Genomic DNA, 21,258 nt, shown 5'->3' on the forward strand with positions numbered 1-21,258 from the left:
AGCAGAAAAAAGAATAAGCAATTAAAGACTTTATTTAGTGCCATTCGGCCACTGCCCTGCATTTAAAGCTTGACCCACAAAATCATAACGTTTTTTAGAGCGTGAAAATTGAATTGGGCAGCCCAATTGTGCTTGGGTTTGCTTGGCATCTTGCGCTAAAGGGACATTCACCACCCACCCTCGCTCACGGGCTAAATCTGAATACAATGCTTCATCTAAATTGAGCACTGCTTCAACACATACATCGTGCTGACTAAAAATAGCTTGCCATTCGGCTAAGGTTTTTTGCACAATTTTTTCTTGAATCTGTGGTTTTACAACAGCTGCATCAAGTTGATCAAAGCTTTTGTTGCCTTCAGTTAAATCGGGTAAGTCCAAAATATCGGCTAAACCACGGATAAATTTGGCTTCAATGCCACCAATGGCCAAGTAACGCTGATCTTTGGTTTGATAATAGTCATAAAATGAACCCCCATTTAATGCACCTGTTTCGGGTTCAACTTTGGTATTTCCTGCCAATACACTGGCAGCATTCATGGTATTTAAACTCACCACGCAATCGGTCATAGAAATATCAATATGTTGACCTAAACCACTGCTGTAACGCTCAATCACCGCAGCTAAAATACCCATCACCGCATGAAACGAACCACCTGCTACATCGGCCATTTGAATGCCTAAGGCCGGAGGTAAATGATTTTTACGCCCTGAATGCCCCATAATTCCAGACAATGCCACGTAATTAATGTCGTGTCCGGCATTATCTTGGTAAGCGCCTGTTTGCCCATAACCAGTGATAGAACAATAGATTAATTTGGGGTTAATTTGGCTCAAACTGGCATAATCTAAGCCCAAACGCTGCATCACGCCGGGGCGAAATTGTTCAATCACAATATCGTATTCACAAATACGTGCTTTAATCATGGCAATATTGGCCGGATCTTTTAAATCTAAGCTGATGGATTGCTTATTGCGGTTTAAATAACTATGTGCCGTGGCTTGACCATCGGCAAAAGGCGGTAATACCCGCATTAAATCGGTTCGTGTTGGTGATTCTATGTGCACCACTTGGGCGCCTAAATCGGCTAAATATAAACTGGCAAAAGGACCAGGTAACAGGGTCGAAAAATCAAGCACTTTAAGTTGATGCAATAAGGTCGACATAATGTTGTTTTGCTCTTATTTTGAGTTATTTTTATGCATCATAGGCAAAAAAAGCGCGCAACACAATGTCATGTTCAGCCATTTACCTTGATCATTTCGGCAATTTACCATGTAGACTATTGAGATTAAGCATCATTAGGTCAACGGTAAGTGAATACAAGAGAGACTGAAGAATTTAACATGAGTCGCGATACGATCAGTATCCACTTTGTCAATGCAGCACTTACAGGGGTCAAACGTCTTGGGATGGACGTGGACACCTTATTATCGCATGTGGGAATTGAGGCTGAATTATTACGTCAGCCTAAAGCCCGTATTTCACCCGAGCAATATACGCGTTTTGTAAAAATGCTGTGGATGGTCACCCAAGATGAACATGTCGGTTTTAGCCAAGACGTGCGTCGTTTAGGCAGCTTTGCCATTATGTGTCAACTGGTGGTACATGCCAAAACCCTAGGTGATGCACTGGAGCTTTCTAGCCAATTTTACAAACTGTTTGGTGATGAATGGTGTGTAAGCTTAGAACGTGATAAACACGAAGCGCGTTTAGTGCCTTTGGTGCCCAAAGATGCCGACCCCGATCATTACATCACTGAAAGTATGCTGATGATTTGGCACGGATTAGCGGCATGGCTCATCGACCGTCGTTTGCCGCTAGAGCGTGTGCATTTTAACTATCCACGCCCAGCACATGCCGATGAATACGATGCTCTGTTCTTTGCACCAGTGATGAAATTTGATGCCACGCGCACTGAGATTACCTTTGCTGCGGACTATTTAGACTTACCCATTCGTCAAGATGGTGACAGTTTAGAAGATTTCTTAAAAACAGCACCTGCTGATTTATTGGTCAAGTTTAAAAACACCCACTCTTTAACTTCACGTATTCGTGATGTGTTAAAGAGCCAAATTGGTGAAGAAATGCCAACCCTGAACGATGTAGCATCTATGTTATATCTCTCACCACAAACGCTACGTCGTCGTTTGGCCGCTGAAGGTAAGAGTTACCAAGGGGTAAAAGATGCCTTGCGTCGTGATGCTGCCATTCATTTGTTGCTCAATCCAAAATTAACCTTAGAAGATGTGGCACAACAAGTGGGCTTTAGTGAAACCAGTACCTTCCACCGTGCCTTTAAAAAATGGACGGGGGTCACTCCGGGCTTATATCGTCAATTACATGGTTATCATTGATTGAGATAAGTGACACCAACCCAAGCCTAGGCTTGGGTTTTTTTGCACTTTTTGCCAAGTTTTATGTTATAAAGTAACACATACCTTGTTTTCTTCTCCTTGTTGGGTCGTGACGCTATGCATGAAACTCCTCCAGAAAAAACCTTTTGGGGCTGGAAAGCTCTTATTGTGGCTTTTATTTTAAGCATCATCTTTTTAGGCATTTTCTATTTAGCCATGGAAAATGACCCTGACTACATGCCAAGCCAACAGCACAAACACCAAGCCCAACAGCAGCACGCATTTAAAAGCGCACCTACCATGATATCAGATAGCGAACAGCCTACTGAACATGCGCATACAGACACTGCTGAAGCACATGGCATGAGCGCTGAAGAACATGCCAATATGAACATGAACCATAGTGATGGCGGTCACGGGCATTAAGCATTTAAAAAGGCAAACCAAGAGGTTTGCCTTTTTTGTTTAAAAAACCAATTGCATCTGTATATGTGGGATATTGCAATCTATATAGGGCTCACCTTTAACTTCAAAACCTAAACGCTGATAAAAAGCCACAGCATGCACTTGTGCAGATAAATGTACAGATGGTCGACCTTGCTGTTGTGCATAGTCTATAACAAAGCGCATTAATGCCTCACCTAAACCCTGCCCACGCGCAGCTTTCAGCACCGCAACACGCCCAATGCTGTCATTGGCAAGTAAACGTGCTGTGGCAAGCGCCTGCTGTTGTTGATACATGACAAAATGAACCGCTATAGCATCCAGATCATCCCATTCATCAATTTCGGCAATGTTTTGCTCTTGAATAAACACCTGCTCACGAATGCCTTTGGCAGCAACTGCTAACTCTTGCCATGTACTGACCACAATCTTCATCAAATTTACCTTAGCATTTTTGCCCAAGATCTTGCTGATCCCATTGATCATTGAGCAGCAATTCTAGGGAATGTTTGTGAATACCATACATGGTTTTCAGCGCTTTAATTTGTGCCAAAACCTCTTGATCAGGTTGATCAAAATCCTGACGTTTGGTGGCTAAAATCATCTTGTTTTTACTGGTGTGCTCAAGTGCTACAAATTCAAACACTTTGGTTTCGTAACCATAGGCTTTGAGTAATAAAGCACGAATGGTATCGGTGAGCATTTCGGCTTGTTGACCGGCATGAATGCCAAATTGCAACATCGGTTGTAAAACTTGAGGACTTTGCAATTGCGGACGTAATTCTTTATGGCAACACGGCGCGCACATAATCACTTTTGCGCCCAAGCGAATACCACTATGAATGGCAAAGTCAGTAGCAACATCACAAGCATGCAAAGCAATCATCACATCAAGTTTTTCAGGCGCGTAGGTACGTACATCACCTTGGAAAAAGCCCAGTTGGCTAAAACCAGATTGAGTGGCCACATTTTGGCAAAACTCCACCATTTTTGGATTCAGCTCCACCCCCGTGACCACAGGCGTTTGGAAATGCTTAGCTGTATAATCATATAAAGCTGTAGTGAGATAGCCTTTGCCTGCGCCAAAATCCACCACATGTAAGGCTTGCGTGGTATCAATCTGTTCTAGTGCGCCTGCAAAAATTTCTACAAACTTATTAATTTGTTTCCATTTGCGCGCCATGCTTGGAATGACTTGTCCTTTGGCATCGGTAATGCCCAAATGCTGCAAAAATGCGCTGTCTTGATCTACAAAACGGTGTTTAGTACGGTCATGACTTTGTGCTTGGGCTTTGAGCACGGGTTTGGCTTTACTTTGGGTTAAAATGGCTTTTTTCTTATTTTTCTTCAGCTGCGTTTCGCCCGCGTGGGTAAATAAATTGGCTTGCTTTACATCGTTCACTAAATCAGTTAAAAGCTGTTCGGCTTGATCAAGCGGATAATTCTTGGTGACATCTTGGGTTTTGTAACGATACAAACAACTCAAATGCGTGCCATTGTGCAGCTCAATTACGCGCAGAGTCATTTTTTCTAAGTTTTCTAGTGCACCTTGATATTGACTCAAAATAATACGCTCAAGCTGCTGTTGTGTAATAGCTTGCAGACAAGCGTGAATGAACTGCTGTTCGGGTTGGACAGACGACATGGGCAAAACCTAAAAAAATGACGCTTAAATTTTAAGGTTGTCTTACGCGAAAAGCAAAATTGAATTATTATACAATTGTACTTTTATTCATCGAGGCTGCCATGCACGCCGATCTCATCAAAAATTATGACCCAAAAGAAGAATATTTAAATGTTTGGACCCATGGCGCAGGTGCAGCCTTAGCCTTGATTGCATGTGTTTTGATGTTAATAAAAGGCGCGTACTTACCGATTGCTGCATGGTGTGCTTTATTGGTCTATGGTTTGAGCATGATTTTGTTATTTTCAGCTTCAACCTTATATCATTTAGCCAAAACGCAAGAGCGTCGTTTTTGGTACAAAAAGCTCGACCATACCGCAATTTATTATTTAATTGCAGGCACTTATACCCCATTTTTAGCCATTGCTTTGCCTACCCCTAAAGCCAAAATATTGCTTGTGGCATTATGGGTCATTGCCTTTATAGGTACAGCCTTTAAGCTTGTTTTTATTCATCGTTTTCAAAAAGTATCATTATTTGCCTATTTAATCATGGGCTGGTTGGCCGTTTTAGTCATGGATGATATGCAACGTTATTTATCATCAGAATGCCTCACTTTATTGATTGCAGGTGGTGTAGCTTATACTGTAGGTGCATTGTTTTATGCCTTAAAACGCGTAAGATATACCCATGCGATCTGGCATATTTTTGTATTGTTAGGGGCAGGATTACAATTCCTTGCCATCTATCTATACGTGATTTAACCACTTCATCGGTCATTTTAGTCATCCTAAGCGAGACGATTAGAAGCGGTTCCCGTTGTTTTTTTAAAAAATTACGCCTTTTTTAAAAAGATTACGCTTTTAAAACTAAGTTAATTTATTTTTAGTAAGTGTAAGGTCCCTCATGGCGTCATCAACGACTCAACAAGAAATCGCTCCTAATTCAAAATTTCGTGTATTGACCGCAAGTTTGGTGGGTACAACGATCGAGTTTTTCGATTTTTATATTTATGCCACTGCGGCAGTAATTATTTTTCCGTATTTGTTTTTTCCAGCAAGTACCGACCCAATGACGGCGACGATTCAGTCATTGGCAACATTTGCAATTGCCTTTATTGCCCGCCCAATTGGTGCGGCCTTATTTGGTCATTTAGGTGACCGAATAGGACGAAAAGCTACTTTGGTCGCCGCCTTGCTGACCATGGGTATTTCTACTGTGTGTATTGGTTTATTACCAACCTATGCACAAATTGGTATTGCCGCACCATTATTACTTGCCCTTTGCCGTTTAGGTCAAGGTTTAGGTTTAGGCGGTGAATGGTCAGGTGCGGTATTATTGGCCACCGAAAATGCCCCAGAAGGTAAACGTGCTTGGTACGGCATGTTCCCGCAATTGGGTGCCCCAATTGGTTTTATTTTAGCGACTGGCTCTTTTTTAACCTTAGGCGCCTTTATGACTGAAGAAGCCTTTATGAGCTGGGGTTGGCGTATTCCGTTTATCTCAAGTGCATTATTGGTGATTGTAGGTTTATGGATTCGTTTAAAATTACATGAAACACCTGCATTCCAAAAAGTACTCAGCAAACAAAAAGAAGTCAATGTACCTTTTATTGAGGTCTTTAAAAAGCATACTCCAATGCTAATTTTAGGCACCATTGCAGCAATTTGTACCTTCGTGGTGTTCTATTTAACCACAGTCTTTGCCTTGCAATGGGGAACCAAGCAACTCGGTTACTCACGTGAAGAGTTCTTACAATTACAACTTGTGGCGACCTTATGTTTTGCAGCCTTTATTCCACTATCCGCAATTTTAGCGGAAAAATTTGGCCGTAAAGCAACTTCAATTGGCGTGTGTATTGTGTCAGCCATTTTTGGTATTTTCTTTGCCGACATGCTGGAATCAGGCAGCACCTTAATTGTGTTCTTGTTCTTATGTACAGGCTTGGCAATCATGGGTTTAACCTATGGTCCAATTGGGACAGTTTTATCAGAAATCTTCCCAACCTCAGTGCGTTATACAGGTTCAGCCCTCACCTTTAATATGGCGGGTATTTTTGGTGCATCTTTTGCGCCATTAATTGCAACCAAACTGGCAACCGAGTATGGGTTACAAGCGGTAGGTTACTACCTCACAGCAGCGTCTATTTTATCTTTATTGGCCTTTTTAATGATTCGTGAAACCAAACACGATGATGTCAATAACCAAGTATAAGATGCAAAAAAGCCAGCAAAAATGCTGGCTTTTTTATGCCTTGAGACCAAAGCAAGCCTGTTAAAATCTGCTCTATCATAAATCTTGAACAAAGATTATATTATAGTCAACAACATAGAATAATTTTCTTGCACAAGTTTCATTACAACCCAGTCAAAATAACTTAAGCTCATTTGGGGTACGCGCTATGACACAGATTAAAAAAAAGCCCAACCGTGTTTATATTGGCATTGCCATTTTTATCTTAGTCATCATTTTAGGATTTATTTTTGGTTAACTAATTTCAATGATATCAATGGTCGGTGGCACACCAAAACGAAATGGTACCCCGACCATTCCGGTGCCAACTGTCACAAAGACATCCGCATGCGTATGCTGATACAAACCGCGTTTGTGTCCTAAAATGGATACTTTTTTCATGACATAATCGGTCAGCCATGGCAATTGTACTTGTCCACCATGGGTATGCCCTGAGAGCATTAAAGGGCGTATCGCCAGCTCAGGCACCATTTCTACCGTATCTGGATTATGCGACAACAAAATAAAAGGCTTATCTTGTGGTAGCTCAGGTAAATTACGCATATCGGCTTTACCTGCCCACAAATCCCCAACTCCAACTAGATTAAATTCTTCAAATTCAACAATCTGAGCTTCAATATCAAGCACCTTATTTACACTCAGTGCATGACTGAGTAAATCTTGAATCGGGGGTCCGGGATATTGCTCGTCATGATTGCCTGTCACTGAATAAATGGGTGCTTGGATGTTTTGTAAAATTTTCAGCTCATCTGCCAATTTATGTTCAGGCTCGTAAGTCCAATCGCCTGCCACCACCACAAAATCCGGTTGCTGCTGATTAATTTTATCAACAATAATTTTCAGTTGTCGTTCATGACCTGAAAATAAACCAATGTGCAAATCGGCAATCAGGGCAATACGCACTGGGCGCTTAAAAGGCTGCTGGGGATTAAATTGATAATGCAAGGTTTTGACCAACACCATATGCGGTTCAATAAAACGTGCATAAATCAGCAGGCTTGAGAGCAAAAATACAAAGATGGCTTGATGTTGAGAAAAAATACCGCTAAAACCGGCATACAGGCTAAATATCCACAGCGGCCACAATAAATAAGACAGATAAAAGGCCAACAAGTGAATAAACGCTTTGATGGGGTGAATGGTTTCGGTACGCGTTTGGCTCAGCCATGCTTGGGCAATCCCCCACACGGCCAACACAGCAAAAACGCCATAAAACACATTCAGCACATTCATATTTAGATCACCACAAATTTTATTTATCTTTTCATAGCTCGACATTATACTCAAATGCTATTTTTTTGCTTTGATGTGTCTATGTCAGGTTTTACGCGTTTTACAGTGAGCTCACCTAAGATGGCAAGTCTTGTGCTTTGTGGCGCAATGCTTGGGCTTAGTGCATGTTCGACCTTGCCAAAAAATACCCAACAGCCCATTGAGTACGCCTTTAATACGCCCACCGATCAGACCCATTTGGCCAAGATTGTATTGCCATTGCGTGAAAAATATCCGCAACTTACTGGTTATCATTTATTGGCTGACCCTTTAGAAGCGTTAGCCGCACGTCTGCATTTAATTGATGCCGCAGAAAAAACCCTAGATTTACAATATTATATTTGGGATAACGACAAAATTGGCGCACTTGCCTTAGATGGTATTATTCGCGCAGCCGATCGTGGTGTAAAAGTCCGCTTACTCATTGACGATAACAACTCTAAAAAAATGCAAGGTATTTATTTAGCCCTTGATCAACACACCAATATTGATGTGCGTTTATTCAATCCTTATCGTTTTCGCTATATGCGTACCTTGGACATTATCTTAGATCTTAAACGCGTCAATCGTCGCATGCATAACAAAAGCTTTATTGTAGATAACCAATTGTCATTAATTGGTGGGCGCAATATGAGCAATCAATATTATAACGTCAGCGACAATTACCAATTTTCTGATGTTGATGTTATTTTAGCCGGTGCTGCATCGGATGAAATTGTGCATTCTTTTGATGAATATTGGAACGATGAATATGCCTATCCTGTGTCCAATTTAGTCGATGCTAACAAATACAATTTAGATTTTTATAATTTAAAGCAACAAGTTGCCGAACACTCGCAACTTGCCACAGTACAAAATTATTTAGACTTAACTGCACGTGGCCGTGCCTTTGAACAGTGGCTTGAAAATGATATTCAACTCAATTGGGTTGAAGCAACTGTGGTCAAAGACCCACCTAACAAGGTCAAAAACTTAGCCGAAGATCACGAATATTTATACGCTCAATTGTCTGAACAACTTGAACAGCCTCAAACACAAGTCGATATTATTTCTGCCTATTTTGTACCTAAATCAGAAGGTACCCAGCTGCTGAGCGATTTAGCGCAAAATGATATCAAAGTACGTGTGCTGACCAATTCCTATAAGGCCAATGATGTGGCCTTGGTACATGCCTTTTATGCTAAATATCGTAAAGAGTTGCTTCAAAACAAGGTGGAATTGTATGAGTTTTTATCAGCTCCTGAATTTGAAAATCTCAATACCCATACCGATGAAATTTCCCAAAAGGCCAAGGTCAGTCTTAAAGGCTTAAGTCGCTCAAGCTTACATGCCAAAATGATGGCAATTGACGAAAAGCAAGTATTTGTGGGTTCTTTTAACTTTGATCCACGTTCTGTGAAATACAATACTGAAATTGGCGTGATCTTAAACAGCCCGGATTTAGCACGTGCTGTGCATCAGACGATGGATCAAAATCTGTCTAAGTATGCCTATAAACTGGTACTTAACGCCAATGAAGAGATTCATTGGAAACTCAAGCGCCAAGATAGCAACATACAGACTTTGGAAAAAGAGCCTAAAATCAGTTGGTGGCAAAAGGTTGGTTTAAAAGCGATTTCTTGGCTACCAATTGAAGACTTAATGTAACACACGGCGTTGCAAGTCGTTTAAGCCTTGCTGCATGGTGTCGCTGACTAAGCGCGTTAAGCTCTCAACAGTATGTCCGGTGACGTCAATCGTGGGCAAGGCCATTAAATGCGCGGTGACTTTGGGCATTTCAAGCACCCGTTTGACATGCTCAGCAAAGCTTAGTTCGCCGACATAAGGCGCAACCAAATCCAACTCACCTTGCTGGTTGACATAACAAATCAGGCAAATCTGTACCGGTTTTTGCGCTTCAATGGCGGCACCCAATAAACGCCCGTGTATTTTTTTAATACTTGTTCCATCTGTGGTGGTGGCTTCTGGAAAAAACAACACAGGGATATCTTGTTTTAAAAAATCGGTGATTTGCTCACGAATACGCAATGAGTCACCCGAACCACGTTTAATAAATAAAGTACCACCACCTTTGGCAAGTTTACCTAATAATGGCCATTGTTCAATTTCAGCTTTCGCTAAAAAAAATACTCGGGCAGCCGAACCCAAGACTGCAATATCTAGCCAAGACACATGATTACTGACCCAAAGCGCAGGTGTGCGTGGAATTTCACCATGCACACGCACTTCAATATTAAACACTTTGCATAATTGACGGCAAAAATGCTGCACATAACGGGTATTTTGTGGATTATTAGGTTGTTTATATAGACCATGTCGATAAACCAAATAAAAGCCCTCACTAACACCCAATACAGCACTGCTGACTTTTTTTGTATATAAAAATAGTTTTTCAAGCTTAGTTTTTGGTTTAAGTACAACAGGATTGGTCTTCATGCAACATCTACTTTGGATCAGCTGATTTGGCATTCTATACCGATCAATCATAAAAACCGAAGATCAGGATTAAAAAAACCCATTTTCATCTTGGTTAAAAAATATCTACACTGCGTTGTTATCGTTTATTTAGATAAATTAGACGATTCACATAATGTCAGCCTATTGAGTCTACTGTCTTTCCTATGAAGCCACATACCTTGCTTAGAACAATAGTGGGCATCTTCATTTTATATGTTGGCGCAATTTTATTATTTGCAAAATTCATAAAAATGCTTTTACTGCCTGAATAGATTGTTCTTCTTTGACACTTTCCCCTAAAATAAACCTTTAATGCTTTAAAGAAGAATTGAGTGGAAGAGTTTGCAGCTGCACAAAGTGAACGTATTATTTTAGTCAGCGTTGCTGTTCAAATGTTAGATGATCTCGACCATGATGAATTTGCCTTATTGGCGAAATCTGCCGGCGCCGATGTGGTGGCTCATGTTGAGGTACAACGTTTACGCCCAGATGCCAAATTGTTTGTCGGCTCAGGCAAAGCTGAAGAAATTGCCGAATTGGTCCAAGAATTAGAAGCAGAGTTGGTGATTTTTGATCATGCCTTAACGCCCGCTCAAGCCCGTAACTTAGAGCGCGTGGTGCAATGCCGTGTGGTGGATCGCACCGAGCTGATTTTAGATATTTTTGCGCAACGTGCGCGCACCTTTGAAGGCAAGTTACAAGTTGAGCTGGCGCAGCTTGCTCATTTATCCTCACGTTTAGTCGGTGGTCGTTTAGGTTTAGATGGTCAAAAAGGTGGTATTGGCTTACGGGGTCCGGGTGAAACGCAACTTGAAACTGACCGTCGTTTACTCAAAGTGCGTATGACCCAACTCAAAGCCAAGCTGGATAAAGTCCGTCAAACACGTATTCAAGGGCGTGCTGCACGTCAAAAGGCGGCTATTCCCACTGTGTCTTTAGTGGGTTATACCAATGCCGGTAAGTCCACCTTATTTAATCGTTTAGCACATAGCCATGTCTATGCTGCCGACCAATTGTTTGCCACACTTGATCCAACTTTACGTCGTCTTGATTGGGATGGCATTGGCACTTTAGTTTTGGCCGATACCGTGGGCTTTGTGCGTAACTTAGCGCACTCTTTGGTTGAATCGTTTAAAGCCACCTTAGAAGAAACCTTAGAAGCCAATTTAATTTTGCATGTGATTGATTCAAGCAGTCACGATTTGCATGAACAAATTGAAGCGGTTGAAAAAGTATTAAAGGAAATTGGAGTAGATACGCCCATTTTACGTGTCTATAACAAAATTGATCAAAGTGGCGAAGAGGCAAAGATTATCTATGCCAAACCACACGAGCCAGAACGGGTGTATGTTTCAGCGCATAGTGGTGCAGGTTTAGCCCTGTTACAACAAGCGGTTCAAGAATGCCTGATGGGTCAACTACAACAGTTTGATTTGGTGTTAAAACCGGCATATGGCAAATTGCGTAATCAGTTATATGAGTTAAATGTGATTGTCAGTGAAGCATATGATGAAGCGGGCAATTTACAGCTTAAAGTTGCCATGGCAGGCGCTAAGTTGGAGCAATTGATCAAACAAGCGCATTTGCCTTTGGATGAAATTTTAGGACAAGCGGCTCAACAATTTCAAAGACCGTTAGAAGAGTTTGAAATCAAACGCTAAATCGGTTAAAAGATCAAGCATATAGAATAAAACTTAGGCAACAGCGACAATGCAAGGATTCAAAAAGATCGACTGGCCCGCATGGATTGGCACCCTTGCCCTGATTATTAGCTTTCGTGAGGTCTCCGTTTGGCTATGTCGCCAATGGGGACATCCTGAATTAGGCAATTTAACTGGATTACTGAGCTTACTGATCATCTTGGTCATTTGGCGTAAAAGCAAAGGCTTACCGCAGCGTTTAATTGACACCAATGGCAAAATGATGCGTGAAAGTGGTTTTGCCTTTTTGCCTTTATGTGCCGGCTCTTTAATTACCTTGGTACATATGGGCGCTGAAATTCCGCTGTTTTTATTGGTGATGACGGTAAGTACCCTGTTGCCGCTTTGGGTATATGCCAAAATGGCCAAAAAGTGGCTTTAGGAGAATCAAATGTTCAGTATTTTTAGCGGCTTTATTCTCACTCTGATTGCTTATTTAATCGCCAAACCCATCAACAAATGCCTACCACAAGTGCCTTTACTCATTATTGGCATGTTTTTGGTAATTGGTTTGCTGCTGCTGTTTGGTATTCCTTATGAGCGCTATCATCAGGATATGAATCTCATTTTTAGTCATTTGCTGGGCTATGTGACGGTGGCACTTGCGATTCCTTTGGCTGCTATGCGTTATGATGATTTACCACTCAAAGCCATGTTAGGAATTTTAGTCTTTGCCAGTATCAGCGCAGTGGCTTTACCCATGGGTTTGGCCTATGCCTTGCATATGGCAGAACCGACTGTACTTGCCTTTGCCACCCGTGCTGTGACTACGCCAATTGCCATTAATATTGCTGAACTTTTACAATCACCCGTGAGTGTTGTGATTTTAATTGTGATTTTATCAGGCACCATTGGCGCTGCATTTTCATCCATTATTTTACGTAATATTAAAGATGAACGTGCCACAGGTTTGGCTTTAGGTTTGGCTGCTCATGCGATTGGTACGGCGCAAGCATGGCAACGTGGTCCTGTTGCAGGACGCTACGCGGCTTTTGGGATGGCGGTCAATGCGGTGTTTACTGCCATTTGGCTCCCGAGTTTTATTTTAATGCTACGTTAAAAAAAAGCCTGCATGATGCAGGCTTTTTTTCATTCAACGTTTAAGCACAAGGATTATCGACAGCAAACAGCTGTTGATCTTCTAAACGATAAGCAATCAACTGATTGCCCCACACGCAACCGCCATCAACATTTTGAATCTGCTCAGATACAGTTTTACCCTGTAAAGCTGCCCAATGACCAAACAACACTTGATGGGTCTTTGCCGCTTGAGATTCAAACTCAAACCAAGGCTTGAATCCTTCAGGCATTGGGTCATTGAGTGAATCTTTAAAACTAAACTCTAAACGCCCTGTCGCATCGGTTAAACGCATACGGGTTAAATAGTTGGTAATACAACGTAAGCGCTCATGACCTTGTAAATCATCTGACCAAAGATCAGGTGTTTTACCATACATCTGGCTTAAAAAAGCATCCAGCACAGCAAAGTCGTCATGTGCAATCACATTTTGTACTTCTTTGGCCAATTGGGCTGCTTGTTCGGCACTCCAATTGCATGGAATACCGGCATGGGTCAGCACGGTATGTTCATTGGGAAATAAACACAACGGTTGACGACGCAACCAGTCAATCAGATCATCACTTTCTAAGGCATGAATCACATCATCAATTTGATCATTCAGCTTACTCGGTTTAATCCCGCGTGCCACAGCCAATAAATTGAGGTCATGATTGCCCAAGACAGTTGCTGCATGCCCTTGCTCAACCAATTTTTTAATAAAACGTAATGCACCGAGTGAGTTATCCCCACGCGCCACCAAATCACCAGCAAACCAAAGAAAGTCTTGATCTGCATCAAATTGAATCTGTCTGAGCAAGGCTTTAAGTGCTTCAAAACAACCTTGCACATCACCTATGACATAGTTGTAACGAACGTTTTTTACTGACATTTATGCATCTACCGTTTGATCTGCAAGTGCCACAAATTGAGCTAATGTTAAAGTTTCAGGGCGTGCCATTGGATCAACACCTGCTTTTTCAAATGCATCTTCTGCCAACATGCCTTTTAAGCTGTTGCGCAGGGTTTTACGACGTTGGGTAAATACGTGTGACACCAAACGTGCTAAGGCTTTTTCATTTTTAGCCACAATTGGTTTTACGTCATACGGTTCTAAACGGAACACCGCTGAAGTGACTTTTGGTGGTGGATTAAACGAGCCCGGTGGTACTTCAAACAAAAAGGTCGGTTTACAATAATACTGAATCATCACCGACAAACGACCATATTCTTTGGTCTTTGGCGATGCGGTAATACGATCCACCACTTCTTTTTGCAACATAAAATGCATGTCTTTGACTTTGTCACCAAATTCTAAGAGATGAAACAGCAATGGCGTTGAAATGTTATACGGTAAGTTACCTACCACACGTAACGGACGACCCTCTTCAAACAATTGAGTAAAGTCGTATTTTAAGGCGTCAGTTTCAACAATGGTTAAACGCTCAGGATAAGGCACACGACCGGGTAAACCTGCAGCTAAATCACGATCCAGCTCAATCACGGTTAAAGCATCACACTCACCAATTAACGGTGAGGTTAAAGCTGCTAAACCTGGGCCAATTTCAACAATATTTTCACCTGTACGCGGATTAACCGAACGCACAAGTTTGGCAATTACACGTTGGTCATGTAAAAAGTTTTGACCAAAACGCTTTCGCGTGTGATGCCCTTCATCTTTTGGGTTTAAGGCATTAATTTGATACATAGAAAAATTCCAACGTGAATTAGTGACGAGCAAGATCTAAGGCTAAATCAACAGCAACATGCAAACTTGAACTTTTTGCCAATCCCGTGCCTGCAAGGGAGAGTGCTGTGCCATGATCAACAGAAGTTCGAATAAAAGGTAAGCCGAGGGTAATATTAATGGCTTCACCAAAGCCTTGTGATTTTAACACAGGTAAGCCTTGATCGTGATACATCGCTAAAACTGCGTCGGCGTCTTTTAAATTTTCAGGGGTAAATAAGGTATCGGCTGGCAAACTTAAACTCATGTTGATGCCTTGTTGACGATAAGTCTCAAGCACCGGATTAATCACTTGAATTTCTTCCATCCCCAAATAGCCATCTTCACCAGCATGTGGGTTTAAACCACAGACTAAAATTTTTGGTGACTCAATTTTGAATTTCGATTTTAAATCGTGAATTAAAATATCAATCACTTGCTGCAAACGCTCAGGGGTAATCGCATCGGGCACAGCACGGAGCGGCAAATGCGTGGTCGCCAGTGCCACACGTAAGCTTTTGGTGGCAAGCATCATCACCACACGCGCTACAGCTGCACATTCTTGGTAATATTCGGTATGTCCACTAAAAGCAATGCCAGCTTCATTAATCACCGATTTCTGTACTGGTGCTGTGGCAACCCCTACACTTTGACCCGTCATGGCATAATGGGCGGATCGACGTAATTGTTCTAATACATAGGCCGAATTTTTTGGATTTAATTGACCTAAAACCACCTCTTCAGCCACGGAAATATGCTCAACATAAAGTTCGCCCGCTGCACAAGATTGCGTTTGCCCTTGATACTCAATTATTTTCACATCAAGATTTAGGCTTTGCGCGCGGCTTTTGAGCATATTTAGATCTGCTAATACCACAATTGGTCGTTCATCCACGCGATTGGCTAAACTTAAACAAATATCTGGTCCAATTCCCGCAGCTTCACCACTGGTGACATATAAAGGCAGCATATCTAATCTCTTGATGTGATGGTGAGTGTATTATATACCGCTTTTGAATTGATCTTTCGTTTTGGGCCGTTTCTTGCCTTCATACAGTTTAAAAAAACTAAAAATTGGCATTGATTATAAATTGCACTTTATTCAGAATTTCTATAGAATATGCCGCTTGAAATTTTAATTTTCATTGTGGTTCTAGACAAAGTCGTATAGAATCGCGTCTCCTTTAGTTTGGACAGATTCCATAGTCCAAACCAACTATAATAGGTAGTGGTTTAATGAAAACTCTCAGCGCTAAGCCAGCTGAAGTTCAACACGACTGGTACGTTGTTGATGCTTCTGGCAAAACTTTAGGTCGTCTTGCGACTGAAATCGCTCGTCGTTTACGCGGTAAGCATAAAACTTCTTATACTCCTCACGTTGACACTGGCGACTACATCGTTGTGATCAATGCTGAAGAAATTACTGTGACTGGTAAAAAAGCTCACGATAAGAAATACTATCGCCATACTGGTTTCCCTGGTGGTATTCGCGAAACTAACTTTGAAAAGTTAATCGCGCACAAACCTGAAACAGTTTTAGAAAAAGCTGTTAAAGGTATGTTACCAAAAGGTCCTCTTGGTTATGCAATGATCAAAAAAATGAAAGTGTACGCTGGTACTGAGCATCCACACGCTGCTCAACAGCCACAAGTTTTGGACATCTAAGGGATACAGCACATGGCTACTAACTATGGTACAGGTCGCCGTAAGACCGCAACTGCACGTGTTTTCCTATCAGCTGGTACTGGTAAACTCGTAATTAACAATCGTTCTTTAGAACAATACTTCGGTCGTGAGACTGCTCGTATGGTTGTTAACCAACCGCTTGAGCTTTTAGAAGCGACAAACAAATACGACCTTTACATCACTGTTGCTGGTGGTGGTATTGGTGGTCAAGCAGGCGCGATCCGTCACGGTATTACTCGTGCATTAATCGCTTCTGACGAGACTTTAAAACCTGCTCTTCGTCAAGCTGGTTTCGTTACTCGTGATGCTCGTGAAGTTGAACGTAAGAAACTTGGTTTACGTAAAGCACGTAAACGTCCTCAATTCTCTAAACGTTAATTCGTTTACCGAATCGGACCAAAAAAGCCTTGGAATTTTCCAAGGCTTTTTTTATGCCTATTGATAAGCATTGTTACACCAAAATTCTCGTAATACATAATAGTTGATCATGCCAATCATCAGGATCGACAAAAAGAAGATAATATTCAACATTCCACGACTCCTTGAGTATTTTTTATTGTGCTTGGTCTGAGTAACGTGCTTTTTGGCACAGGTTTTAGTATCCTAATTTCTTCAATCTTAGCTTAGTAGTTTATGTCCTTGGAAAACCCAGCTATACAGGGAATTACCTTATACAGCCACAGTGATGACTTCCGCTGCCACTGGATTCGTTATGTTCTGGCAGAAAAACAAATTAAATATCATTTAATTATGCTCGACGCGAGTGATGAAGATGTCGCGAGCTTAAATCCTTATAATCAATTGCCCATGTTGATTGAAAATGAACTGAAATTATTTAATACCACGATTATTGCTGAATATCTAGATGATCGTTACCGTCAAAATAAACTCTATGCCGATGCACCGGGTCCGCGTGCTGAACAACGTCAATACATTTGGCGTTTTGAACAAGATTGGCTCAAGCTTGCTGATGTAATGCTGTGCCATCCCGACAGTTTAGATCAGCACGCTAAAATCAAAGCGCAACAAAAATTACGTGATACGCTCATTTCATTGACGCCTTTGTTCCAACATTTTCCTTATTTTATGTCTGACAGCTTGAGTATTTTAGATTGTATGCTGGCACCCATTTTTTTACGTTTAAAATCTATGGGAATTGAGTTGCCACCTCAACATTGCCGTCCAATTCATTTATATTGCCAACGTATTTTTAGCCGACCCGCTTTTATGCAATCTTTAACTTTGCAAGAAAAGAATCGCTACAAAGAATTATTAACTTAACTTATTGAGCTTTATTATGTCTGATTTAGAACTCAACTTAACCCCTACCCGTCCGTATTTAGCGCGTGCTATTTATGAATGGATTTGTGATAACCATCTCACGCCTTATCTATTGGTAGATGCCACTGCAGCCAATACGTCGGTGCCAACCGAACACGTGCAAGATGGACAGATTGTACTTAATATCGTGCCACACGCGGTGCATGCTTTGCATATGAGTAATGATGCGATTAGCTTCTCAGCACGCTTTGGTGGCGTATCACGTGACATCTATGTCCCTTTTGCTGCATTGTTGGGTATTTATGCGCGTGAAAATGGTCAAGGTTTATTCTTTGACCCAAGTGAATATGCCGATATTCAAACGGAGCAAGATCAAGTAGAATCACAAGCAGAACAAGAGCAAGCTAAGAAAAAACCAAGCCTACGGATCTTGGATTAAATAAAGGAGAGTCTGATGGCTTTTGATTTAGTACAATATTTTGCTGAGCAGATTAGTATTCAAAAGCCTCAGCTTTTAGCCGATTATGACGCCCACACTCGCCAACAGCATTTACATGAATTAAATGTGCTGTGTTTAGGTAAACTGATTACCTTATGGAATGAAGACGAAAAAAAGCTTTACCATGAAATTCAGGCACAAGAACAACTGTATATTCAAGAAATTGCAAGACGCCTGACAACTTCAGTACACAATCAATCTAGCTTAACTAAAACTGAACTTGAACCGACCTTAAGTGAAATTGCTAAGCTACAACTTCAAGAACTCAAACAGTTAGAAGATACCGCGCATTTTGGCATTGAAGGCTTTCGTGAATTGCTCAAAGGGCAAATTGAGTATTTATCTGGTCAAGCCAACGATTGGGTTTGGTTAACAAATAGACTAACAAGTCTACAAGGTTCTAAACCAATGCAACAAGAACCGCTATCATTGGACGCTACATTAAAGGAGTTTAATCACATGGTTCAACAAAACGATCACCACGACCATCACCCTGTTGCTGAAGTTGTTGCACCCGCAGTCCCAGGATGGGCAAAACTTTTAGAACCTGTAGTCGCTATTGTCATCTTATGGATTCTATATAGCGCTGTTAGCCAAGTATTTGCTTAATATAAAAAGCCCCATCACATGAATGGGGCTTTTTTTTAAAGGCTTTTTAAATAAGCCACAATCTCGTGATTGCCTGCCATCTCAGCCAATTCTAAAGCGCTATAAGGTGCTTTATAAGCCACATTTGCACCTTTGCCCACCAAAAGTTTGACAACCTCTAGAGCATCATTTTCAGCCGCTGCATGCAAAGCACTATAGCCCTCTTCATCGGTGGTATTCACATCACTGTGTTCTAAAGCTTTGTTGACCTCTTCTACATTACCTAACGATGCCCAATACACCAATTCAGGTAAATGTAGTTCTTCATCATCTTCAGGTACAGGGATAAAAGTCTGCTCGTTCATACACTGCTCTCAAATTGGTTTTATTTATCGCACAATAGCACAATCACGCTGCTGTTTGGCTTGATACAAATGCGAATCTGCACAATGAATTAAAGCTTTAGCATCTGCATAAACATGCTGATGATCCATCACTACGCCACCAATACTCACCGTCACATGGCTTTTAGTATCTAAACGCTTTAGATGTGGGATATTTAATTGGCGTATCGCCATTAAACAGCCATCAGCAAAGCTTTGAGCTTCCGATAAAGATAAATTTGGCACCAGCATCGCAAACTCCTCTCCACCATAACGCGCCAAAAACCCATCAGGAGGGAGCTGTTGTTGCAGTACCACCACAATATCTTTTAATACTTGATCACCATATAAATGACCATAGGCATCATTATAGTTTTTAAAAAAATCCACATCGAGCATAAAAAAGGCAACACTTACAGGCTGATTATATGGCGTGTTAAAATACTGTTGCAGCGTTTCATCCAAAGCATAGCGGTTATAAGCCCCTGTTAAACCATCAAGCTTTAATTGCCGCTTTAACTGCTCATTGAGTTGAATCACAGTATAAGTACGCTCAACCACTTGCTGGTCAAGGCTTTGATTTAAACGCAGCAATTGTTGATTATAAGAAATGGCTTGCTGACTTTGTACAGCATAATCACGGCTTAAATGAATGGTTACTAAAATAAAATATATACATGAAGTATAAAAGGCAATTTCAGTCGAATTAATCAGTTTTAAGCCCAACAAATAATCGTGAATAAAGGTAATACATAATATGGCTATGGCTAAAGCATTGGCTTTAGAAAATGGCATCTTATATTTAAAGATACAATAAATACCATACAGCATATTGAGAAATAATAAGATTGAGGCAGCAAAACTTTTAAAAAAGAAGTCCTGAAAGATTAAAGGCGGCTGCGATAAAATGACCAAAAAATTTGCACAAATAATACAGCTTAAAAATGCATAAATCCCATAATGTAATGAATTGAGTAAAGCATAACGAATATAATTTATAAAAAATAAACAACTTAATGCAGTGAGCAAATATTCTATACGTGTGCCCCAAAGCCATTCAATTGAGGTAAATAAAGTATAAGTAAATGGTACTGCAAAGAAACTACGTAAACTAAAACATAAAATAAAAAGAGATAAAAACAATAAAGGTAAAATAGGTTGTCGTAGTTTTAAACGATAAATCGCAAAGAGTGCCATAAATAGCGAAATCATCACTAACATACCACTCACCCAAGTAGCAGGAATAATGTGGCTATAGAAGTGACGTCGGATTGGTTCTTCATAACCAATCACTAAAGCATTTTGCGGCCCCCCACGAATATGCTGATAACTTGAAAAATCTAATCGAATATCAAATTCAGCTTTATCTAAAGTAAAAATCAATAAGCGAGGTGCCATTTGTGTACGATGTTGATTTACTGCACCGACTTGGCCAACTTTAAGCATCAGTTTATCATTAATATATAAACGATAAGCTCCATATTGATAAGGTATAAATAAGGCTAAAGGCTGACCAATAGCAGCATGTGGAATCTCAAACGTCTGGCGAAAAATACCATGATGATTCACTTCCCCAAGCATAACTGCAAATGAGTTGGGTAACTCAACCGAAATAGCAGCTAATGTAGATGTATCTACTGTCAATTGCTTAGGATAATAGTGCCATGTCCCACTAAGCTCTACATTGCTCTGTTGAGAAAAATCTAATACTCTTACATCAGCTCTACTTAAACTGCTGTAAAGACACATTAGTATCGTGAGTAAAACATGTAGCGTCAAACGGGGCATGTAGATCAAGCCTTGTAGGTATTATTTAGGCATAGAAAAATCCCCCTGATCAAATGATCAGGGGGATTTTTTTAGAATAATGAGCTGGCGATGACTTACTCTCACATGGGTAACCCCACACTACCATCAGCGCTAAGAGGTTTCA

Annotated in this window: 23 protein-coding genes; 13 read left to right on the plus strand and 10 right to left on the minus strand. The window is 40.9% G+C overall.

Features of this window, described 5'->3' with window-relative positions; all coding sequences use genetic code 11:
- Nucleotides 1–30: 30 nt before the first annotated feature.
- On the minus strand, nt 31–1,164 hold the full coding sequence (locus Q0Z55_RS09200) for a CaiB/BaiF CoA-transferase family protein (RefSeq protein ID WP_297427410.1): 1,134 nt from the start codon (nt 1,162–1,164) through the stop codon (nt 31–33).
- Between the two features lie 180 nt (nt 1,165–1,344).
- On the opposite strand from Q0Z55_RS09200, the gene Q0Z55_RS09205 reads away from it, so the two are divergent.
- Both Q0Z55_RS09205 and Q0Z55_RS09210 read left to right on the plus strand, forming a co-directional pair.
- On the plus strand, nt 1,345–2,355 hold the full coding sequence (locus Q0Z55_RS09205; RefSeq protein WP_297427413.1) for an AraC family transcriptional regulator: 1,011 nt from the start codon (nt 1,345–1,347) through the stop codon (nt 2,353–2,355).
- 117 nt (nt 2,356–2,472) lie between these two features.
- Complete coding sequence (locus Q0Z55_RS09210; RefSeq protein ID WP_297427416.1) at nt 2,473–2,781, plus strand: hypothetical protein; 309 nt, start codon at nt 2,473–2,475, stop codon at nt 2,779–2,781.
- A 39-nt stretch (nt 2,782–2,820) separates the two neighbouring features.
- Here Q0Z55_RS09210 and Q0Z55_RS09215 read toward each other — a convergent pair whose 3' ends face one another.
- Nucleotides 2,821–3,234, minus strand: a complete 414-nt coding sequence (locus Q0Z55_RS09215; RefSeq protein ID WP_297427418.1) for a GNAT family N-acetyltransferase — start codon at nt 3,232–3,234, stop codon at nt 2,821–2,823.
- Between the two features lie 10 nt (nt 3,235–3,244).
- The gene (locus Q0Z55_RS09220) at nt 3,245–4,444 is read right to left on the minus strand and encodes an SAM-dependent methyltransferase (RefSeq protein ID WP_297427421.1); all 1,200 of its coding nucleotides are present in this window, start codon (nt 4,442–4,444) and stop codon (nt 3,245–3,247) included.
- Between the two features lie 101 nt (nt 4,445–4,545).
- Here Q0Z55_RS09220 and Q0Z55_RS09225 point away from each other — a divergent pair, with 101 nt between their 5' ends.
- Nucleotides 4,546–5,187, plus strand: coding sequence for a hemolysin III family protein (locus Q0Z55_RS09225; protein WP_297427424.1), 642 nt, complete (start codon nt 4,546–4,548; stop codon nt 5,185–5,187).
- A 142-nt stretch (nt 5,188–5,329) separates the two neighbouring features.
- The gene (locus Q0Z55_RS09230; RefSeq protein ID WP_297427427.1) at nt 5,330–6,637 is read left to right on the plus strand and encodes an MFS transporter; all 1,308 of its coding nucleotides are present in this window, start codon (nt 5,330–5,332) and stop codon (nt 6,635–6,637) included.
- Nucleotides 6,638–6,910: 273 nt separating this feature from the next.
- On the opposite strand, the gene Q0Z55_RS09235 is transcribed toward Q0Z55_RS09230, so the two are convergent.
- On the minus strand, nt 6,911–7,909 hold the full coding sequence (locus tag Q0Z55_RS09235; RefSeq protein ID WP_297427430.1) for a metallophosphoesterase: 999 nt from the start codon (nt 7,907–7,909) through the stop codon (nt 6,911–6,913).
- Between the two features lie 120 nt (nt 7,910–8,029).
- Here Q0Z55_RS09235 and Q0Z55_RS09240 point away from each other — a divergent pair, with 120 nt between their 5' ends.
- Nucleotides 8,030–9,595: a phospholipase D family protein gene (locus Q0Z55_RS09240; protein ID WP_297427475.1), complete on the plus strand. Its 1,566-nt coding sequence runs from the start codon at nt 8,030–8,032 to the stop codon at nt 9,593–9,595.
- Here the strand turns inward: Q0Z55_RS09240 and Q0Z55_RS09245 are convergent.
- Nucleotides 9,587–10,384: a lysophospholipid acyltransferase family protein gene (locus tag Q0Z55_RS09245; protein ID WP_297427434.1), complete on the minus strand. Its 798-nt coding sequence runs from the start codon at nt 10,382–10,384 to the stop codon at nt 9,587–9,589. The two genes, Q0Z55_RS09240 and Q0Z55_RS09245, sit on opposite strands and share 9 nt — an antisense overlap.
- A 353-nt stretch (nt 10,385–10,737) precedes the next feature.
- On the opposite strand from Q0Z55_RS09245, the gene hflX reads away from it, so the two are divergent.
- The 3 genes from hflX to Q0Z55_RS09260 are packed head-to-tail and all read left to right on the plus strand — an operon-like array spanning nt 10,738 to nt 13,165.
- Complete coding sequence (gene hflX, locus Q0Z55_RS09250) at nt 10,738–12,066, plus strand: ribosome rescue GTPase HflX (protein WP_297427437.1); 1,329 nt, start codon at nt 10,738–10,740, stop codon at nt 12,064–12,066.
- 49 nt (nt 12,067–12,115) lie between these two features.
- The gene (locus Q0Z55_RS09255) at nt 12,116–12,487 is read left to right on the plus strand and encodes a hypothetical protein (protein ID WP_297427440.1); all 372 of its coding nucleotides are present in this window, start codon (nt 12,116–12,118) and stop codon (nt 12,485–12,487) included.
- Nucleotides 12,488–12,496: 9 nt separating this feature from the next.
- Nucleotides 12,497–13,165, plus strand: coding sequence for an LrgB family protein (locus Q0Z55_RS09260; protein ID WP_297427443.1), 669 nt, complete (start codon nt 12,497–12,499; stop codon nt 13,163–13,165).
- A gap of 40 nt (nt 13,166–13,205) precedes the next feature.
- Here Q0Z55_RS09260 and Q0Z55_RS09265 read toward each other — a convergent pair whose 3' ends face one another.
- The 3 genes from Q0Z55_RS09265 to pdxA are packed head-to-tail and all read right to left on the minus strand — an operon-like array spanning nt 13,206 to nt 15,873.
- Complete coding sequence (locus Q0Z55_RS09265; RefSeq protein ID WP_297427446.1) at nt 13,206–14,054, minus strand: symmetrical bis(5'-nucleosyl)-tetraphosphatase; 849 nt, start codon at nt 14,052–14,054, stop codon at nt 13,206–13,208.
- On the minus strand, nt 14,055–14,870 hold the full coding sequence (rsmA, locus tag Q0Z55_RS09270; protein ID WP_297427449.1) for a 16S rRNA (adenine(1518)-N(6)/adenine(1519)-N(6))-dimethyltransferase RsmA: 816 nt from the start codon (nt 14,868–14,870) through the stop codon (nt 14,055–14,057).
- Nucleotides 14,871–14,889: 19 nt separating this feature from the next.
- Entirely contained in the window at nt 14,890–15,873 is a 984-nt protein-coding gene (pdxA, locus tag Q0Z55_RS09275) for a 4-hydroxythreonine-4-phosphate dehydrogenase PdxA (protein ID WP_297427478.1), read from the minus strand.
- A 251-nt stretch (nt 15,874–16,124) separates the two neighbouring features.
- Between pdxA and rplM the strand changes: the two genes are divergently transcribed.
- The 5 genes from rplM to Q0Z55_RS09300 all read left to right on the plus strand — a co-directional run bounded on the left by rplM (nt 16,125) and on the right by Q0Z55_RS09300 (nt 18,963).
- A complete protein-coding gene (gene rplM / locus Q0Z55_RS09280) occupies nt 16,125–16,553 on the plus strand; it encodes a 50S ribosomal protein L13 (protein WP_153372433.1) in 429 nt (142 codons plus the stop codon).
- Nucleotides 16,554–16,565: 12 nt separating this feature from the next.
- Nucleotides 16,566–16,952, plus strand: a complete 387-nt coding sequence (rpsI, locus tag Q0Z55_RS09285) for a 30S ribosomal protein S9 (protein WP_067731057.1) — start codon at nt 16,566–16,568, stop codon at nt 16,950–16,952.
- Nucleotides 16,953–17,207: 255 nt separating this feature from the next.
- Nucleotides 17,208–17,855, plus strand: a complete 648-nt coding sequence (locus tag Q0Z55_RS09290) for a glutathione S-transferase N-terminal domain-containing protein (RefSeq protein ID WP_297427462.1) — start codon at nt 17,208–17,210, stop codon at nt 17,853–17,855.
- Nucleotides 17,856–17,871: 16 nt separating this feature from the next.
- Entirely contained in the window at nt 17,872–18,294 is a 423-nt protein-coding gene (locus tag Q0Z55_RS09295; RefSeq protein WP_297427465.1) for a ClpXP protease specificity-enhancing factor, read from the plus strand.
- Nucleotides 18,295–18,309: 15 nt separating this feature from the next.
- Nucleotides 18,310–18,963 carry a hypothetical protein gene (locus tag Q0Z55_RS09300; RefSeq protein ID WP_297427467.1) on the plus strand — a complete coding sequence of 218 codons (654 nt, stop codon included), beginning with the start codon at nt 18,310–18,312 and terminating at the stop codon, nt 18,961–18,963.
- Between the two features lie 35 nt (nt 18,964–18,998).
- On the opposite strand, the gene Q0Z55_RS09305 is transcribed toward Q0Z55_RS09300, so the two are convergent.
- On the minus strand, nt 18,999–19,307 hold the full coding sequence (locus tag Q0Z55_RS09305; RefSeq protein WP_297427469.1) for an ankyrin repeat domain-containing protein: 309 nt from the start codon (nt 19,305–19,307) through the stop codon (nt 18,999–19,001).
- 24 nt (nt 19,308–19,331) lie between these two features.
- A complete protein-coding gene (locus Q0Z55_RS09310; RefSeq protein ID WP_297427472.1) occupies nt 19,332–21,113 on the minus strand; it encodes a GGDEF domain-containing protein in 1,782 nt (593 codons plus the stop codon).
- Between the last annotated feature and the right edge of the window lie 145 nt (nt 21,114–21,258).

The organism is uncultured Acinetobacter sp., assembly GCF_947626835.1.
Classification (GTDB): Bacteria; Pseudomonadota; Gammaproteobacteria; order Pseudomonadales; family Moraxellaceae; genus Acinetobacter.

Bases quoted from the DNA above. Each gene is read 5' to 3' on its own strand.
- Q0Z55_RS09225 (WP_297427424.1), top strand. From the start codon at position 4,546: ATGCACGCCGATCTCATCAAAAATTATGACCCAAAAGAAGAATATTTA.
- rplM (WP_153372433.1), top strand. From the start codon at position 16,125: ATGAAAACTCTCAGCGCTAAGCCAGCTGAAGTTCAACACGACTGGTAC.
- Q0Z55_RS09235 (WP_297427430.1), bottom strand. From the start codon at position 7,909: ATGAATGTGCTGAATGTGTTTTATGGCGTTTTTGCTGTGTTGGCCGTG.
- Q0Z55_RS09205 (WP_297427413.1), top strand. From the start codon at position 1,345: ATGAGTCGCGATACGATCAGTATCCACTTTGTCAATGCAGCACTTACA.
- Q0Z55_RS09260 (WP_297427443.1), top strand. From the start codon at position 12,497: ATGTTCAGTATTTTTAGCGGCTTTATTCTCACTCTGATTGCTTATTTA.
- Q0Z55_RS09240 (WP_297427475.1), top strand. From the start codon at position 8,030: ATGGCAAGTCTTGTGCTTTGTGGCGCAATGCTTGGGCTTAGTGCATGT.
- Q0Z55_RS09230 (WP_297427427.1), top strand. From the start codon at position 5,330: ATGGCGTCATCAACGACTCAACAAGAAATCGCTCCTAATTCAAAATTT.
- Q0Z55_RS09300 (WP_297427467.1), top strand. From the start codon at position 18,310: ATGGCTTTTGATTTAGTACAATATTTTGCTGAGCAGATTAGTATTCAA.
- Q0Z55_RS09310 (WP_297427472.1), bottom strand. From the start codon at position 21,113: ATGCCCCGTTTGACGCTACATGTTTTACTCACGATACTAATGTGTCTT.
- Q0Z55_RS09210 (WP_297427416.1), top strand. From the start codon at position 2,473: ATGCATGAAACTCCTCCAGAAAAAACCTTTTGGGGCTGGAAAGCTCTT.
- rpsI (WP_067731057.1), top strand. From the start codon at position 16,566: ATGGCTACTAACTATGGTACAGGTCGCCGTAAGACCGCAACTGCACGT.
- rsmA (WP_297427449.1), bottom strand. From the start codon at position 14,870: ATGTATCAAATTAATGCCTTAAACCCAAAAGATGAAGGGCATCACACG.
- Q0Z55_RS09305 (WP_297427469.1), bottom strand. From the start codon at position 19,307: ATGAACGAGCAGACTTTTATCCCTGTACCTGAAGATGATGAAGAACTA.
- Q0Z55_RS09215 (WP_297427418.1), bottom strand. From the start codon at position 3,234: ATGAAGATTGTGGTCAGTACATGGCAAGAGTTAGCAGTTGCTGCCAAA.
- Q0Z55_RS09295 (WP_297427465.1), top strand. From the start codon at position 17,872: ATGTCTGATTTAGAACTCAACTTAACCCCTACCCGTCCGTATTTAGCG.
- Q0Z55_RS09265 (WP_297427446.1), bottom strand. From the start codon at position 14,054: ATGTCAGTAAAAAACGTTCGTTACAACTATGTCATAGGTGATGTGCAA.
- Q0Z55_RS09255 (WP_297427440.1), top strand. From the start codon at position 12,116: ATGCAAGGATTCAAAAAGATCGACTGGCCCGCATGGATTGGCACCCTT.
- Q0Z55_RS09200 (WP_297427410.1), bottom strand. From the start codon at position 1,164: ATGTCGACCTTATTGCATCAACTTAAAGTGCTTGATTTTTCGACCCTG.
- Q0Z55_RS09290 (WP_297427462.1), top strand. From the start codon at position 17,208: ATGTCCTTGGAAAACCCAGCTATACAGGGAATTACCTTATACAGCCAC.
- Q0Z55_RS09220 (WP_297427421.1), bottom strand. From the start codon at position 4,444: ATGTCGTCTGTCCAACCCGAACAGCAGTTCATTCACGCTTGTCTGCAA.
- Q0Z55_RS09245 (WP_297427434.1), bottom strand. From the start codon at position 10,384: ATGAAGACCAATCCTGTTGTACTTAAACCAAAAACTAAGCTTGAAAAA.